Genomic DNA, 15095 nt, shown 5'->3' with positions numbered 1-15095 from the left:
TCAAGATGCTGCGTGAGGTTAGGCATACCTTCCCAGGAGGACCAGTTCGATGACCGCCGACACCCGTGCGCCCGCGACGGCCGCCCACACCGCCGCGGATCCCGTCGCCGGCCTCGCGAAGCCGGGAGCGCTGGCCCGGCTGCTCGCGCCGATCAGGGGCCATCTCATCGCCTGTGCGATCCTCTCGGCCCTGAGCTCCGCGGCCGGCATCGTGCCCTACATCGCCGTCGCCGAGATCGCGCGGGTGCTGCTCGACGACCCCGACGGGGCGCGGCGGGCGATCTGGACGTGGGTCGGCATCGGCGCGGCGGGCGCCGGCCTGTGGCTGGTGCTGCTCGTGCAGTCGTCCCGGATCGGCCACTACGCCGACGCCGCGATCCTGCACGAGCTGCGCGGGCGGATCGTCCGCCACCTCGGCGCGCTGCCGCTGGGCTGGTTCCGCGCCGCGGGCTCGGGCCAGGTCAAGCGGGCGATGACCGGCGACCTCGAGGAGATGCACGAGGTCATCGCGCACGCGCTGGGGCAGCTGACCGGCGCGGTCACGGTGATGACGGTCGCGAGCGCCTACCTGTTCGTGGTCGACCCGCGGATGGCGCTGATCGTGCTGGGCGTGCTCGCCCTGATGGCGATCTTCTACCGCGTCTCCATGCGCTCGATGACGACGCACATGAACCGGCTGATCGCCGCCGACCAGCGCATCAGCGCCGCCAGCATCGAGTACGCCGACGGCATCCAGGTGGTCAAGACGTTCGGCACCGGCGGGCGTGTGCTGCGCCGCTTCGACGACGCGGTGGACGAGCACACCCAGGCGTTCGCGGCGTGGGTCGCCGAGGTGCGGCACAGCTCGGCGGCGTCGCGGCTGTTCGGCTCCGAGCTGGCCGTCCTCACCGTCGTGACGGCGGCCGGGCTGGCCTTCGTCGACCGCGGGACGCTCGCCGGCGCTGACCTCGTCGCGTTCCTCGTCGTCGCGATCGGGCTGCCGAACTCGATCCTCCCGGCCGTGACGGCCATGCAGGGCGTGCGCAAGGGCCGCATGGGCGCGGCCAACATCGAGCGGCTGCTGGCCCGGGCACCGCTGCCGGAGCCGGCCCACCCGCGCCGGCCGGACGGCCACGGCGTCGAGTTCGACCGCGTCCGCTTCTCCTACGACGGCGTGACGAACGCGGTCGACGGCGTCAGCGCGGTGTGCCGGCCGGGCACGGTCACGGCGATCGTCGGCCCGTCCGGCGCGGGCAAGACGACGCTGGCCTCGCTGCTGCCGCGGTTCTACGACGTGAGCGACGGCGCGGTGCGCGTCGGCGGCGCCGACGTGCGCTCGATCCCGTCCGCCGAGCTGCTGGCGTCGATGTCGCTGGTGTTCCAGGACGTCGCGCTGCTGCGCGACAGCGTCGCCGAGAACATCCGCATCGGCCGGCCCGGGGCGAGCGACGCCGAGGTCCGCGCGGCCGCCGTCGCCGCGCACGTCCACGACGTCATCGAGCGGCTGCCCAGCGGCTACGACACGCTGCTCGACGCGGGCGGCGGCAGTCTGTCCGGCGGCGAGCGGCAGCGGCTGACGATCGCGCGGGCGATCCTGTCCGGCGCGCCGATCGTCGTGCTGGACGAGGCGACCGCCGCGCTCGATCCCGACAGCGAGGCCGCCGTCCAGGACGCGCTGGCCACGCTCGCCGTCGGCAAGACCGTCCTCGTCATCGCGCACCGGCTGCACACCATCGCCGACGCCGACCAGATCCTCGTCCTCGACGACGGGCGGCTGGCCGAGCGCGGCGGCCACGACGAACTGCTGGCCCGCGGCGGGCTGTACGCCCGCATGTGGGCCGCTCAGGAAGGGGTGCTCGCATGATCCGCCGTCTGTACCGGTTGTGGCCGGAGCCGCGGCTGCTGGGACGGTTGTGGCTGCTCACCGCCGCGCAGGCCGTTCTTCAAGGGCTGCTGCTCGGCCTGCTGGTCCCGATCCTGGACGCCGTCGTCCGGCCCGAGCCCGACCTCGCCGCGGCGACGCCGTGGCTGTGGCTCGGCGCCGCCGGCGCGGTCGTCCACGCGGTGCTGAGCATCGTCGCGACGCCGGTGGGGTTCCGGGCCGCGGGGACGCTCGCGGCGCAGCTGCGGCGGAGGCTGATGCGGCACGTGAGCACGTTGCCGCTGGGCTGGTTCACCGCCGAGCACGAGGCGCGGCTCGCCCGCGGCGTCACGGCGGACGTCGGCGACGCGGCGCACCTGGCCGTGACGGTCGCCGGGCCCGCGATCACGTCGACGCTGCTGCCCGCGACGGTCGTCGTCGTGACGTTCGCGGTGGACTGGCGGATGGCGCTGCTGCTGTGCGCGATCGCGCTGGCCGCCCTGTGGGCGCTGCGGCGGGCCGCCCGCATCGCCGAGATCGCCGAGATCGAGCTGGAGCGCGCCGCCGTCGGGGTGGCCGGGCGGGCGATCGAGCTGGGCCAGGCGCAGCCGGTGCTGCGCGCGGCCGGCCACGCCGGCGGCACGCCGCGGATGCGGGCCGTGCTGGCCGACCACCGCGACACCTACCGCGACGGCATGCGGCGGGCGCGGCGGCCGTTCTTCGTCTACACCGGCGTGATCAACGCCGGGTTCGTCGCGGTGCTCGCGCTGGCCGCCGGCCTCGTCCTCGACGACCGCATCGGGATCGCCGCCGCGGTCGCGCTGCTCGTGCTGGCCGCCCGGTTCCTGGAGCCGCTCGGCAACCTCATCGAGCTGATCGGCGCCCTGCGCGCGATGACGAACAAGATCGGGCGGATCGAAGGGCTGCTGGCCACGCCCGCGCTGCCGGCGTCGTCCGCACCGGTGCGGGCGATCGAGACCGCCGACGTCGAGTTCACGGGGGTCGGCTTCACCTACCCGGGCGGCGACCGGCCGGCGCTGAGCGAGGTGTCGCTGCGCTGCCGGCCCGGCACCACCACGGCGCTGGTCGGGCCGTCCGGTTCCGGCAAGACGACGGTCACCCGGCTGATCGCCCGGTTCTTCGACGTCGACGCCGGGCAGGTGCGCGTCGGCGGGGTCGACGTCCGCGACCTCGACCCGGAGGCGCTGATGGACGAGATCGCCATCGTCTTCCAGGACGTCTACCTGTTCGACGACACCGTCGAGAACAACCTGCGGCTGGCCCGCCCGGACGCCACCTGGGACGAGCTGGCGGACGCGGCCGCCGCCGCCCGGCTGGACGAGGTGGTCGAGCGGCTCCCCGGCGGCTGGCAGACCCGCGTGGGCGAGGCCGGCGCCCAGCTGTCCGGGGGCGAACGGCAGCGCGTCGCGATCGCGCGGGCGATGCTCAAGCGGGCCCGCGTCGTGCTCGTCGACGAGGCCAGCTCGGCGCTCGACCCGGAGAACGAGGCCGCGGTCACCCAGGCCATCGCCAACCTCGGCGCCGACCCGACCCGCACCGTGATCGTCATCGCGCACCGTCCCGCCACCCTGGCCGCGGCCGACCACGTCGTCGCGCTCGACGACGGCCGGGTCGTCGAGGACGGCACCCCCGCCGACCTGCTCCGGACCGACGGGGTGTTCGCGCGGATCAGCCGCCAGAACGAGCGGACCCGGCACTGGCGCATCGCGGCGCACGGCTGATGCGGCGCCGTCTGCTGGCCGGCCTGATCGGCCTCGCCGTCCTCGCGGCCTGCGGCGGCTGGAGCGGGGGCGACGACGACGCCGTCCCGGTGACCGACGCCGGCATCTGGGCGCTGGACGACTACACCGCCATGCGCCTGCTCGCCCTCGGCGTCGAGCCGACCCACGCCGGGCGCAACGAGTACTCCGGCGACCAGGTGGTCGAGGCGAACTACGACCTGCTCGAGGCCGCGGGCGTCGAGCTGGTCGAGCCCGGCAACGTCGAGCTCGTCGCCGCGGCCGCGCCGTCGCTGATCATCGGGACGGACGACCGCGCCGACCTGGTGGAGCAGCTGGAGCAGATCGCACCAGTCCTGCTGATCGACGACAACAGCCCCTGGGAGGAGCAGCTGGAGCGGCTCGGCGCCGCCACCGGGCACGAGGCCGATGCTGCCGCCGTCGCCGAGCGGCTCGGCGCGGCCGTCGAGGCCACCGCCGCCGACGTCGCCGCGTCGGAGCACGCCGGCGCCACCGTCTCGCTGGTCTCGGCCTGCGGCGAGCAGTACTGCGTCTACGACAACGTGCGCACGAGCGGCGCGCTCCTCGACCGGTTCGGCCTGCGGCGCCCACCCGGCCAGAACACGCCGGGCAACGAGCACGGGTACGTCCTGGTCTCCGGCGAGACGCTCGACCGGCACCTCGCCGACGTCGTCTTCGTCTACACCGGCTCGGTCGCGGCCGGCGGGCCGTCGCCGCTGGACCACCCGCTGTTCGACACGTCCGGCTCGGTCGTCGCCGAGGTCGACTTCGGCGCGTGGTTCGGCACCGGCCCGCTCGACGTCGCATGGATCCTCAACGACCTGCGCGCCCTCCTCCTCGGCGACGGCCACCTCGCCACGACCGCCGACGCGCCGGACCTGTGGGCATCTGTCCTGGGCGACGGGTGAGATCATGGGCTCCATGACGATCGAGGCGCTGGGCTTCGCGCCGTCGGCACGTGTCCTGATCGTCAACTGCGACGACCTCGGCATGCACCCGGACGTCAACGCGGCGGTCGTCGACGCCGTCGAGCACGGGATCGCCGGCTCGGCCAGCCTCATGGTGGCGCCGCCGGGCGCCGCCGACGCGATGCGGCTGCTCCGGGACCGGCCGTGGCTGTCGTTCGGCGTGCACCTCACCCTCATCCGCGACGCCGACGACTCCGCCTGGGGGCCGGTCGCGGCGCGGGAGCGGGTGCCGTCGCTGCTCGACCCGGCCACCGGCGAGCTGTACGCCGACACCCCCGCCGGCCGCGACCGGCTGCTCGCCGGCGCCCGCATCGAGGACGTCGAGCGCGAGCTGCGCGCCCAGCTGGAGTCGGTGCTGCGGGCCGGCCTCGCGCCGACCCACCTGGACTGGCACTGCCTCGCCGACGGCGGCCGCGCGGACGTGTTCGAGCTGGGCCTGGTGCTCGCCGCGGAGCACGGCCTGGCCGTCCGCGCCTGGCTCGACGACGGACGGGCGGCGGCGCGCGCCCGCGGCCGGCCCGTCGTCGATCACCCGTTCGTCGACAGCTTCGCCCTCGACCTCGACGACAAGCCGGCGGCGTACGAGCGGCTGCTGCGCGACCTTCCCGCCGGTCTCAGCGAATGGGCCGTCCACCCGGGGCTTCCGACCCCGGAGTGGCGGACGGTCGAGCCGACCGGCTGGCGGGTGCGCGCCACCGACCACGCGTTCCTCACGTCGGCCCGCGCACGCACCGTCCTCGCCGACGAGGGCATCACCGTCATCGACTACCGGCCGCTCCAGCGCTACGAGAACGTGTAGGCGATCCGGCCGGCGCGGCCGTGCGGGACGCGCAGGAGGTGCAGGCGGCGGGAGGCGTCCAGGAAGTAGGTCCGTGCGGCCGGCGTGACGGTGGCGTCGGCGGCGGCGCCCCAGCCGACCGTCAGGGTGACGTCGCCGCGGGTGATCGCCAGCGCGGTGGCCGTCGCGGCGGCCGGCGCGCCGAAGGCCACCGAAGCGCCGGTCGACCACCGCACGTCGTCGTCCGGCCGGAGGACGAGCGGGACCTGCTCGGACGCGTCGAGGCTCGTCGTGATCCCGCGGACCAGCCCGGCGTCGGTGAACAGCGCCTCGACGGTCACGTTGCCGCCGGTCGTCGTCCAGCGCAGGCCGAGGTCGCCGCGGACAGCGGAGACCCGGCCGGGCTCGACCGCCGGCCCGGCGCCGACCGGCCCGGCGAAGTAGGACGGCGTCAGGTTCGACGCGCCGTCGGTGCCGCCGTTCGCGAGCACCGTCGCCCAGCACTCGGCGTTGGAGTTCTGCCCGCCGTGCACGAACGTGCCGGCGTCCGGGTGCCAGAGCAGCCCGAGGCCCGCCCGCACCACGCCGTTGGGCCGGGTGCCGAGGAACGCCTGCAGGTAGTACGACGGGCGCCGGAGGAACACGTAGTGCTGGTCCTGCGGGTCGGCGCGCAGTTCGGTGAACCGGCTGAACCGCACGGCCGGCAGTCCGGCGATCGCGACATCGCGCTGCCGCCGGGTCGGGAAACCCTCGCCGTACGGGATGTTCGCGGGGATCCGCGGGTTGGTGTCCCCCGGTGCCAGCGCCGGCACCGGGGCCGGGTCCGCCGCCCACGCCGTCCGTTGCGCGTCGCGCTCCTCGCGGGCGGGATAGAACACCCGCAGGTCGGGGACCGAGCGGGAGAACACCGAGCCCAGGTCGCGCTGCTGCCGGTCCGGCGTCACCGGGTCGAGGAAGTACATCGGGGTGCGTGCGGCGCCGGAGGCGAACGAGACCAGCCCGGCGCCGTCCGGCTCGGGGACGACGGTGTAGGTGAGCCAGTCCGCGAGCCGGCGCACCAGCGGCAGGAACACCGGCTCGCCGACCTCGGTGTGCACCTCGTGCAGTTCGGTGAGCGTGACGTTGAGGTTGTAGGCGATGTCCATGCCGCGCGGCTCGTAGAGGAACCCGGCCGGGCTCTGCGCGTGGGCGGCGAAGTAGGCGATGCGATCGTCGAGCAGCCGGCGCAGGCCGGCGTCCGGGTCCAGGTTCAGCGCCTTGGCCGACCCGGCCAGCCCGGCGGCGGGCTGGTTCGCGAACTCGACCATGCCGTCCTGCCAGACGCCGGTGTTGGCGGGGTCGAGGAACCACGTCATGGCCAGGTGCAGTGCGGCGCTGATCTCGGCGCCGCGCTCGGGCAGGACGTCCGCGGCGCGCAGCTCGTGCAGCGTCTTGCTCAGGTACCCGAGCGCGAACGCCGTGGCCGCCCGCGACCGCTCGTCCGGCGCGTACTCCGGCCACGAGCCGTCGTCGTGCTGCAGCCGCAGGTAGTAGCCGATGGCCGCGTCGAGGCGGGCGAGCAGGGCGGGGTCGTGACGGTACGGGTTCCACGGCCGGTCGGCGCCGTGGAACCAGGCCAGCGTGGCGACGTGCTCCATGATCCGCGCGTTGAACGGCTGCACCGGCGTGCGCCACCAGCCGCCGGCCATGAACCCGCGCAGCTCGCCGTCGGAGTCGTCGATGTCGTTGACCATGTCGGCCAGCGTGACCAGGTACGACGCGTACCGCTGCTCCGCCGCCGCGAACGCCGTCCGCGCGGGCGTCCCAGACAGCGGCGCGAGCCTGGCCAGCGGCCCGCCGCCAGTCACCGTGACGGGGTCCGCGTATGCCGGCCGGCTGAGGGCCAGTCCGGCCAGCCCGGCCACCCCGCCGATGATCACCGTCCGACGGTTCGGACGGGCGCCTGCGTCTGCCATGGTGCCTCCGTGATTCCGCCGCGACCGCGGCCGGGTCGGGGGTCCGTCAGCCCTTGATGCCGCTGGCGAAGCCCTTGATGATGTACTTCTGGAGCAGGAAGTAGATGACGAGGATCGGCACGATCGCGATCCCCATCCCGGCGAAGATCACCTGCCACTGGCTGGCGAACTCCCCGCGGAAGGCGAAGATCGCCACCGGCAGCGTCTGCTGCGGGCTCCCGCCGACGTAGAGCAGCGGGGTCAGGAAGTCGTTCCAGATGTTGATGGCCGACAGGATCACGACGGTGCCGGTCACCGGCCGCAGCAGCGGGAAGACGATGCGCCGGAACACCGCCAGCGACCCCGCGCCGTCGACGCGCGCCGCCTCCTCGTAGTCGCGGGGCAGCGCGCGCAGGAACCCGGCGTAGAGGAACACGGCCAGCGGCAGCTGGTGCCCGATCTCGAAGATGATCAGCGACGTGTACGTCTGCAGCAGGTTGAGATCGCGCATCAGCTGGTACAGCGGCACCATGCCGAGCTGCAGCGGGATCATCAGACCCAGCAGGAACAGCAGGTACGTCCCGTAGCTGAGCCGGGTGCCGCGCCGCGCCAGCACGTACGCCGCCAGCGAGCCGCAGGTCACCAGCAGGAACACCGACAGCGCCGTCACCACGACGGAGTTCACCATCGCCGTGCCGAGGTCGCCGCGCTGCCATGCCTCGGTGAAGTTGGCCAGCGCCGGGTCCGAGGGCAGCGCCAGCGGCGAGCGGGCCAGCTCGGCCGGCGTCTTGAGCGCCACAGTGAGGAAGACGTAGAACGGGAACAGGAAGATCGCGGCGACGGCGATCATGCCCAGCTCCGCGCCCATCCGCGGCAGGGTCCACCGCCGCCGCCGGGCCGCCGGGCGCACCGTCACGGCGCTCACCGCTGCACCTCGAACCGCCGCAGCGCCCGGAGCTGGAGCAGCGCGAACGCGAAGACGATCATCGTCAGTACGAGCGCGATCGCCGTGGAGTAGCCGTACCGGCCCGACACGAACGCCTCCTTGTACATGACGACGGAGAGCGTCTCGGTCGCGTAGCCGGGGCCGCCGCCGGTCATGACGTAGACCTGGTCGAACAGCTTGAGGCTGCCGATCAGCGTCAGCGACAGCGCGATCGTGGTGGCCGGCACCAGCAGCGGCAGCGTCACGTGCCGCAGCCGCTGCCAGCGACCGGCGCCGTCCATCGTGGCGGCCTCGTGCAGCTCGGGCGGCACGCCCTCGAGCCCGGCCAGGTAGATCACCATCGTGAGGCCGGCGTTCTGCCAGATGATGACGGCGATGACGCTGGCCAGCGCGACCGAGGGGTCGCCGAGCCAGTTCTGCGTCAGTGCACCCAGCCCCACCGCGCTGAGGGCGTCGTTGAGCGGGCCGGCCGGGGTCAGGATGTACTGCCAGAGGAACCCGATGATCACCGGCGGCAGCAGCGCCGGTGCGAAGAACATGGTCCGCAGCAGGTTCCGGCTGGCCAGCGCCGAGTGCAGCGCCAGCGCGAGCGCCAGGCCCACCAGCGTCTGCACGATGGTCGTCGAGACCGCGATGACCAGCGTGTTCCGCAGCGCCGAGCGAGCCGCCGGCGCCGAGAACAGCTCGGTGAAGTTGTCCAGCCCGACGAAGCCCGGCGCCTCGCGCCGTCCGGCCCAGTCGGTGAACGCGTACCCGGCGCCCTGCAGCGTCGGCCACAGCACCACGAACGCGTAGAAGACCAGCGCCGGGACCAGCAGCAGGTACGGGACACTCGCCCGGCGGGACCGGCGGCGGGCGGCCCGCTGCTCGCCGTCGACCGACGGCGGGCTGGCGGTCAGGGTCACGACTGGCCCTTGGCGTACTCGGCGTCCATCTGCCCGAGCAGCCCGGTCGTGTCGAGCGCGCCGTCGAGCCACTCCTGGCCGGACTGCAGCATGGTCTGCTGGACGTCGCCGTTGGGCCACAGGTAGTTGGCGTAGGCGACGGAGCGTCCGTCCGCGAGCAGCGGCTGGATCGGCGCGAGCACGTCGCTGTCCAGCTCGACGTCGGTGGCCAGGCCGGGCAGCACGCCCATCTCGTTGGCGTAGGTCGCGACGTTCTCCGGCTCGGCCAGGAAGTCGAGGAAGGCCCGTGCCGCCTCGGGGTCGGCCGCCGCGTTGACGGCCAGGAAGTCCGGCGCCACGGGGATCATCGTCGCCTCCGCGTCGTCGTTCGCCGGCAGCGCGAAGACGCCGAACGCGTCGGCGCCGCCCTCGGAGTAGCCGTGCAGCTGCGGCAGGCCGGCCGAGACCATCAGCACCATCGCCGCCTCGCCGGTCGCGACCGACTGCATCCCCTGGTCGGCCGGGATGCCCAGCATGCCGTCGGAGAGGTAGCCGGCGTCGCGCAGCTCGGCGATGCGGGCGAACACCTCGTTCCACTCCGCGTTCTCGGCGAACGTCGTCTCACCGGCGGCCAGCTGCGCGTCGATGTCCGGGTTCTCGGCGTAGACCAGCGTCCCGGCCAGCGCGTAGACCCAGAACTGGAAGAAGATGCCACCCTGGAACGGCGCCGCGATCGGCGTGACGCCGGCCGCGTCGAGCGCCGCGCAGGCGTCGACGAACTCCTGCCAGGTCGTCGGCACCTCGACGCCGGCGTCCTCGAACACCTGGCGGTTGTAAGCCATGACGATGGCGTTGCGGCTCACCGGGAAGGCCAGCACCTGCCCGTCGACCTCGGCGAGGGCGCGGGTGTCGTCGCCCAGCTCGTCCGTCCACGCCGCGTCGGACAGGTCCGTCAGCTCGCCCTCGCGGCCCAGCACCCCGACCGCGACCGGGCTGGAGTTCCCCGGCGACACCCTGATGAGGTCCGCCGCCGTCCCGGACGTCAGCTGCACCCGCAGCTGCTGGTTCAGCTCGTCGGTGGTGGCCGAGGAGATGTCGACGGTGCCGCCGGTCTCCTCCTCGTAGGCCTCGATCAGCGGCGCGAGGCCGGTGTTCTGCTCGGTGTTGACGTACGCCGTGAGGCTGCCGCCCGACCCGCCGTCCTCGGTCGAGTCGTCGTCGCCGGAGTTGACGAACCCGCAGGCGCCGAGCGCGACCACGAGGGCGGTGCCGAGCGTGGCCCGCTGGATCAGGACACGGGCGGAACGCGACCGAGCGGCGTCGATGGTCATGAGGTCTCCTTGATGGGCAGGGGTGGCACGACGACGTCGCCGGGCAGGATCGCCCCGTGGGCGCGCAGGTCGTCGTGGATCAGGTCGAGCGGCAGGTCCAGGACGTCGTCGCCGCGGCCGACGGCGCGCGCCGCCATGACCCCGGCGGACTGGCCCATGGCCATGGACGACGCCTGCACCCGGTACGCGGACGACGCCTCCTGGTCGCCGCTGATGGCGCGCCCGGCCACGACCAGCCGGGACGATCCGCGCGGGATCATCGCCGCGCGTGGAATGGTGGGCAGGGTGCCGTAGGCGAGCGGCCTGATGTCGATGCCGTCGCCGTCCGGCCGGTGCACGTCGATCGGGTAGAAGCTGTAACTCAGTGCGTCGGGCCAGGCGCGGCCGCTGGTGTAGTCGTCCAGCGTGATCGTGGCGTGGCCGTCGATGGTCCAGCTCTCGCGGATGCCGGTCTCGATCGCCCACGACTCGATGACGACGCGTTCCAGGCCCGGCTGCCGCCGCAGGAACCGCAGGATCCGCAGCAGGGTGCGGCGGCCGGCGACCTCGGCCGCCGTCTTGTCGCGGCTGGTGCCGCCCTGCACGCCGGTGACGTGGATGGCGTTCTCGCCGCGGACCCGCAGGAACTTCGCGACGGGGTTGTGCGCGAGGTCGGCGGGCAGCAGGTCGCCGCGCCGCACCGCGTCGTCGTGCGCGGCCTGCACGGCGTCGACGTCGATGGCGGCGAGGTCGTAGCCGCCGAGCCGGACCATGATGGTGCCCGGTTGACGGCGCGGACGGGTCGAGCGGGGCAGCCCGGCGAGCGCGACGACGTCGGCATCACCGGTGCAGTCGACGACCGCGCCGGCCCTGATGCGGTGCAGCCCGTCCTTGGTCGCGAGCGTCAGCCGCCACGCGGCGCCGTCCCACGCGGCCTCGGCCACGATGGCGTGCAGCAGCAGCTCCGCACCCGAGCCGACCACCGTGTCGTCGAGCACGGCCGCCAGCACCGCCGGCGACACCCGGACCTGCAGGCGGTGGTGCGGCTGCTCCCACTGGGTGAAGTCGGGCAGCCGCAGGCCGGCCTCGCGGACCGAGCGCGTCACCGCCTCCCAGCCGATGCCGGCGATCACCTGCCGGCCCCACGCGTGGAACAGGCCGGGCAGCGACACCCCCGCCACCGTCGTCGTACCGCCGAGCGCGCCGTTCTTCTCGACCAGCAGCGTGCGGGCGCCGAGACGGGCCGCCTGCGTCGCCGCCGGCCCGCCCGCCGTGCCGCCGCCCGCGACCACGACGTCGTAGTACTCCGTCATGCGCTCACCCGGCCCGGGTCGGCGCCGAGCATCAGCGACAGCTCGGCGGCGGCGTCGACGACGTGGTCGCGCAGCGAGGCGGCGTGGGCGTCGGTGTGCCGGACCGACGGGTACCCGACGCAGACGGCCGCGATGGTGCGCCCGGTGTGATCGCGCACCGGCGCCGCGACACCGTAGACGCCCGGCGCCTCCTCCTCGAGGTTGGTCGCGAACCCGTGCGTGGCGACGTCGTCCATGGCGTCCATCAGCGCGGACTCGTCCGGCGGGGTGTCGTCGCGCCAGGGCGCCGAGCGCAGCATGGTCAGACGCTCCGGCCGCGGCAGCCCGGCGAACAGCACCTTGCCGGCCGCGGTGCGATACGGCGGGGTCGCCGAGGCGTCGACGAACCGGGCCGTCGTCGGGTCGATGGTGAGCAGCTGCGGGCCGACCAGCACGGCGATGTCGACCCGGCGGTACCCGTGGAACACCGCCAGGTGCACCGTCTCCTGGGTGCGCTCCCACAGCGTGCGCAACACCGGCGCGGCCGCGGCGGAGAGGTCGGTCTGCAGGACGAACCGGCGGTTGAGCTCGAAGAACCGCGAGCCCAGCAGGTAGTGCCGGCTGCTCGCGTGCTGGGCGACCAGCCCGTGCGCCACCAGCGACGCCAGCAGCGTCCGCGCGGTCGACGACGGCAGCCCCACCTGCTGGGCGAGCTCGCCCAGGCCGATGCCGTGCGAGCCGACGCCGGCGACGACGTCGAGCAGCGCCACCGTGCGGTCGATCGCCTGGATGGCGGTCCGCGGCTCCTGGCGGGGGGCGGCCTGCGGTCGCGTGACGTCGTCGTCGGTCATGTCGTTCCGTTTCCGGCCGCGCGGTCCGGCCGCTCGATTTGTTCGGCAATGTCGAAGCACGTTCGACATTGCGGCGAGCGTAGGGCGCGCATTGAATCGTGTCAATGACCGGAGGGCGTAGGGTGCAGGGACTGATCCGGCGATGGGAGGACGTTCCGATGCTCCGATTCCGGCCGGCCGCCACGTCCGACCGCGGCCTGGTGCGCGACAACAACGAGGACTCCGGCTACGCCAGCGCCGGCCTGCTGCTGGTGGCCGACGGCGTGGGCGGCAGCGCGGCGGGCGAGGTCGCGTCGGCCAGCGTCGCGCACGTCATCGCGTCGTTCGTGCTCGGGTCGCGGGAGCGGCAGGACCCGGTGGCGCTGCTCAGCGACGCGGTCGCGTTCGCGTTCGCGCACCTCGGCGACGGCGTGCGGCGCGACCCCGCCCGGGCCGGTATGGCGACGACGCTGACGGCGCTGCTCGCGGACGGCGACGGGTTCACGCTCGCGCACGTCGGCGATTCCCGCGGCTACCTGCTGCGCGGACCGGACCTGCGCCAGCTCACCCGCGACGACACCCTCGTCCAGGAACTGGTCGACGAGGGGCGCATCACGCGCCAGGACATCGCGACGCACCCGTACCGCTCGGTCGTCGTCCGGTCGGTCACGGCCGGGACGACGCCGGAGGTCACCATCGCGCGGGTCGCCCTCCAGCCCGGCGACCGCGTGCTGCTGTGCAGCGACGGCCTTTCCGACTTCGTTCCCGAAGAGGTCATCGGCGACCTCCTCGACGTCGGTACGCCGACAACCGCGGCGCAACGGCTGGTCGACGCCGCGCTGGCGGCCGGCGGCCGCGACAACGTCACCTGCATCGTCGGCGACGTCGACGAGGGCAACCCGCACGTCCGCAACGGCCACCTCGTCGGGGCGCACCGGAACCCGGTGAACCTCATCGACCCGGCGGCCGCGCTGGCGCAGAGCCTCGCCCGCGCCGCCACCGTCGGCTGACCGCCACGGCCGGCCACCGTCGACTGACGGTCACGGCCGGCCACCGTCGGCTGACGGCTGCGGCCGGCCACCCGGACCGTCAGGCCGGGTCGGGCACCCGCTCGCGCTCGACGTCGGGCCCGGGCAGGACGGCGCTGAGTTCGCCGCCGGGACCACCGTCGTGGTCGCCGGGATCACCGTCGAGCTCGCCGCCCAGCTCGTCGTCGCGCCCATCGCCCGGCCCGCGGGCCGGACCACGCTCGGACTCGGGCTCGTCGCGCAGCGGGTGGGCCAGCTCGTCGGCCGGGAGCTTCGCCCAGATGATGGCCACGACGGCCACCAGCGCCGGCACCACGCCCGCGATGACGAACGTCGCCCGCAGCCCGATGAGCTGCGAGACGGGGCCCGCCAGCGCCATGGACACCGGCATGAGCGAGATGGACACGAAGAAGTCGAGGCTGGCGACCCGGCCGAGCAGCGCCGGCGGCACCCGTCGCTGCAGCAGCGTGCCCCAGATGACCATGGGCGCGGAGAACATGGCCCCGAGCAGGAACGCCGACGCGATGACCACCCAGACCGACCCGGCGAACCCGATGACGATCATCGGCAGGCAGCCGATGCCCCAGAGCAGGTTCATGCAGGTGAGGTAGCGGCGCGGCATGCGCATGGACGCCATGATCAGCGAGCCGACCGCGCCGCCGATGCCGAACGCGCCCAACACCCACGCGTGGTCGCCGGGGCCGCCACCGAGGCGGTCTTTGATGATGAACGGCGTCAGCACCTCGAGCGGGCCCATGAGCACGAGGATCATCAGGCTGGCGAACACCAGCGTCGCCAGCAGCCACGGGGTGCGCCACATGTACGCGAGCCCCTCGCGCATGTCGGCGAGCGCGGTGCGGACCGGGTGCGCGACGGCCTCGGCCGGCAGCTCGCGGCGGACCGCCGTCTTCGGCACCGTCGTCAGCGCCAGCAGGCCCAGCGCCGCCGCGCCGGCCGCCACCAGCACGGCCGACCCGGGGTTGGCCATGCCGACGACGGCGCCGGCGACCGCTGGTCCGGCCGCCTGACCGATGGTCGGGCGGACCATGCCCTCGAAGCCGTTGACCGCCATGAGGTCGGACTCGGGCACCAGCGCCGGCAGCCACGCGGAGTAGGCCGGGTAGTAGAACGCCATGCCGACGCCGGTGACGAACGCGACCGCGGCCAGGTGCCACAGCCGCGTGACGTCGGTGAGCGAGAGCACCGCCACCAGCGACATGCCGCCGAGCTCGATGCCGGCGACGCACAACAGGATGGTCTTCTGCGGCACGCGGTCGGCGACGACGCCGGCCAGCAGCGCCGGCAGCAGCACGCCGACGGCCGACGCCGTGGAGACGACCGAGAGCTGGGCCGGCCCGCCGCCGAGGCGGATGACCTCCCACACCTGCGCGACGATCCAGACGCCCGTGGCGAACGTCGACAGCACCAGGGCCACCGCCAGGCGGCGGTAGGCCGGGGTGCGGAACGGCGTCAGCGCCCGCGGCAGCTGCCGGCCGGCGGCGACGGTGTGTGCGTCAGTCATGGT

12 protein-coding genes are annotated in these 15095 nt (G+C 74.0%); 5 read left to right on the top strand and 7 right to left on the bottom strand.

Going from position 1 to position 15095, the window contains the following annotated elements:
* Nucleotides 1-49 precede the first annotated feature (49 nt).
* Genes BLU82_RS32345 through BLU82_RS32330 form a run of 4 tightly spaced genes read left to right on the top strand, consistent with a single transcriptional unit; the run spans nt 50 to nt 5367 of the window.
* Nucleotides 50-1843 carry an ABC transporter ATP-binding protein gene (locus BLU82_RS32345; RefSeq protein WP_092624903.1) on the top strand — a complete coding sequence of 598 codons (1794 nt, stop codon included), beginning with the start codon at nt 50-52 and terminating at the stop codon, nt 1841-1843.
* Nucleotides 1840-3582, top strand: a complete 1743-nt coding sequence (locus BLU82_RS32340; protein ID WP_092624902.1) for an ABC transporter ATP-binding protein — start codon at nt 1840-1842, stop codon at nt 3580-3582. Before BLU82_RS32345 ends, BLU82_RS32340 begins: the two co-directional genes overlap by 4 nt.
* Nucleotides 3582-4508 carry an ABC transporter substrate-binding protein gene (locus tag BLU82_RS32335; RefSeq protein ID WP_092624901.1) on the top strand — a complete coding sequence of 309 codons (927 nt, stop codon included), beginning with the start codon at nt 3582-3584 and terminating at the stop codon, nt 4506-4508. Before BLU82_RS32340 ends, BLU82_RS32335 begins: the two co-directional genes overlap by 1 nt.
* Nucleotides 4509-4521: 13 nt before the next feature.
* Nucleotides 4522-5367: a ChbG/HpnK family deacetylase gene (locus tag BLU82_RS32330; RefSeq protein ID WP_197682615.1), complete on the top strand. Its 846-nt coding sequence runs from the start codon at nt 4522-4524 to the stop codon at nt 5365-5367.
* Here the strand turns inward: BLU82_RS32330 and BLU82_RS32325 are convergent.
* From BLU82_RS32325 to BLU82_RS32300, 6 genes are read right to left on the bottom strand one after another with little or no spacing between them, the layout of a single operon-like run.
* Complete coding sequence (locus BLU82_RS32325; RefSeq protein ID WP_157741405.1) at nt 5352-7301, bottom strand: hypothetical protein; 1950 nt, start codon at nt 7299-7301, stop codon at nt 5352-5354. The two genes, BLU82_RS32330 and BLU82_RS32325, sit on opposite strands and share 16 nt — an antisense overlap.
* 46 nt (nt 7302-7347) lie before the next feature.
* Nucleotides 7348-8148 (bottom strand): carbohydrate ABC transporter permease, encoded by an 801-nt coding sequence (locus tag BLU82_RS32320; protein ID WP_092626674.1) that lies wholly within the window; start codon nt 8146-8148, stop codon nt 7348-7350.
* 53 nt (nt 8149-8201) lie between these two features.
* A complete protein-coding gene (locus BLU82_RS32315; RefSeq protein ID WP_092624898.1) occupies nt 8202-9131 on the bottom strand; it encodes a carbohydrate ABC transporter permease in 930 nt (309 codons plus the stop codon).
* Nucleotides 9128-10441: an ABC transporter substrate-binding protein gene (locus tag BLU82_RS32310; protein ID WP_092624897.1), complete on the bottom strand. Its 1314-nt coding sequence runs from the start codon at nt 10439-10441 to the stop codon at nt 9128-9130. Before BLU82_RS32310 ends, BLU82_RS32315 begins: the two co-directional genes overlap by 4 nt.
* On the bottom strand, nt 10438-11733 hold the full coding sequence (locus BLU82_RS32305; RefSeq protein ID WP_092624896.1) for an FAD-dependent oxidoreductase: 1296 nt from the start codon (nt 11731-11733) through the stop codon (nt 10438-10440). The genes BLU82_RS32310 and BLU82_RS32305 overlap by 4 nt, the downstream gene beginning before the upstream one ends.
* Nucleotides 11730-12563, bottom strand: a complete 834-nt coding sequence (locus BLU82_RS32300; RefSeq protein ID WP_172885750.1) for an IclR family transcriptional regulator — start codon at nt 12561-12563, stop codon at nt 11730-11732. The genes BLU82_RS32305 and BLU82_RS32300 overlap by 4 nt, the downstream gene beginning before the upstream one ends.
* Before the next feature lie 158 nt (nt 12564-12721).
* On the opposite strand from BLU82_RS32300, the gene BLU82_RS32295 reads away from it, so the two are divergent.
* Entirely contained in the window at nt 12722-13552 is an 831-nt protein-coding gene (locus tag BLU82_RS32295; RefSeq protein WP_157741404.1) for a PP2C family serine/threonine-protein phosphatase, read from the top strand.
* 79 nt (nt 13553-13631) lie between these two features.
* Here the strand turns inward: BLU82_RS32295 and BLU82_RS32290 are convergent, their stop codons facing one another.
* Nucleotides 13632-15092, bottom strand: a complete 1461-nt coding sequence (locus BLU82_RS32290) for an MFS transporter (RefSeq protein WP_092624893.1) — start codon at nt 15090-15092, stop codon at nt 13632-13634.
* Between the last annotated feature and the right edge of the window lie 3 nt (nt 15093-15095).

This window comes from Jiangella sp. DSM 45060 (assembly GCF_900105175.1).
Taxonomy (GTDB): domain Bacteria; phylum Actinomycetota; class Actinomycetes; order Jiangellales; family Jiangellaceae; genus Jiangella.
The sequence above is the reverse complement of the archived record's forward strand: the minus strand, read 5'-3'. Positions and strand labels throughout refer to the sequence as shown.

What these genes read in the sequence shown, in the direction of transcription:
- BLU82_RS32345 (WP_092624903.1), top strand. Translation starts at nt 50, where the DNA reads ATGACCGCCGACACCCGTGCGCCCGCGACGGCCGCCCACACCGCCGCG.
- BLU82_RS32340 (WP_092624902.1), top strand. Translation starts at nt 1,840, where the DNA reads ATGATCCGCCGTCTGTACCGGTTGTGGCCGGAGCCGCGGCTGCTGGGA.
- BLU82_RS32335 (WP_092624901.1), top strand. Translation starts at nt 3,582, where the DNA reads ATGCGGCGCCGTCTGCTGGCCGGCCTGATCGGCCTCGCCGTCCTCGCG.
- BLU82_RS32330 (WP_197682615.1), top strand. Translation starts at nt 4,522, where the DNA reads ATGACGATCGAGGCGCTGGGCTTCGCGCCGTCGGCACGTGTCCTGATC.
- BLU82_RS32325 (WP_157741405.1), bottom strand. Translation starts at nt 7,301, where the DNA reads ATGGCAGACGCAGGCGCCCGTCCGAACCGTCGGACGGTGATCATCGGC.
- BLU82_RS32320 (WP_092626674.1), bottom strand. Translation starts at nt 8,148, where the DNA reads ATGGGCGCGGAGCTGGGCATGATCGCCGTCGCCGCGATCTTCCTGTTC.
- BLU82_RS32310 (WP_092624897.1), bottom strand. Translation starts at nt 10,441, where the DNA reads ATGACCATCGACGCCGCTCGGTCGCGTTCCGCCCGTGTCCTGATCCAG.
- BLU82_RS32305 (WP_092624896.1), bottom strand. Translation starts at nt 11,733, where the DNA reads ATGACGGAGTACTACGACGTCGTGGTCGCGGGCGGCGGCACGGCGGGC.
- BLU82_RS32300 (WP_172885750.1), bottom strand. Translation starts at nt 12,563, where the DNA reads ATGACCGACGACGACGTCACGCGACCGCAGGCCGCCCCCCGCCAGGAG.
- BLU82_RS32295 (WP_157741404.1), top strand. Translation starts at nt 12,722, where the DNA reads ATGCTCCGATTCCGGCCGGCCGCCACGTCCGACCGCGGCCTGGTGCGC.
- BLU82_RS32290 (WP_092624893.1), bottom strand. Translation starts at nt 15,092, where the DNA reads ATGACTGACGCACACACCGTCGCCGCCGGCCGGCAGCTGCCGCGGGCG.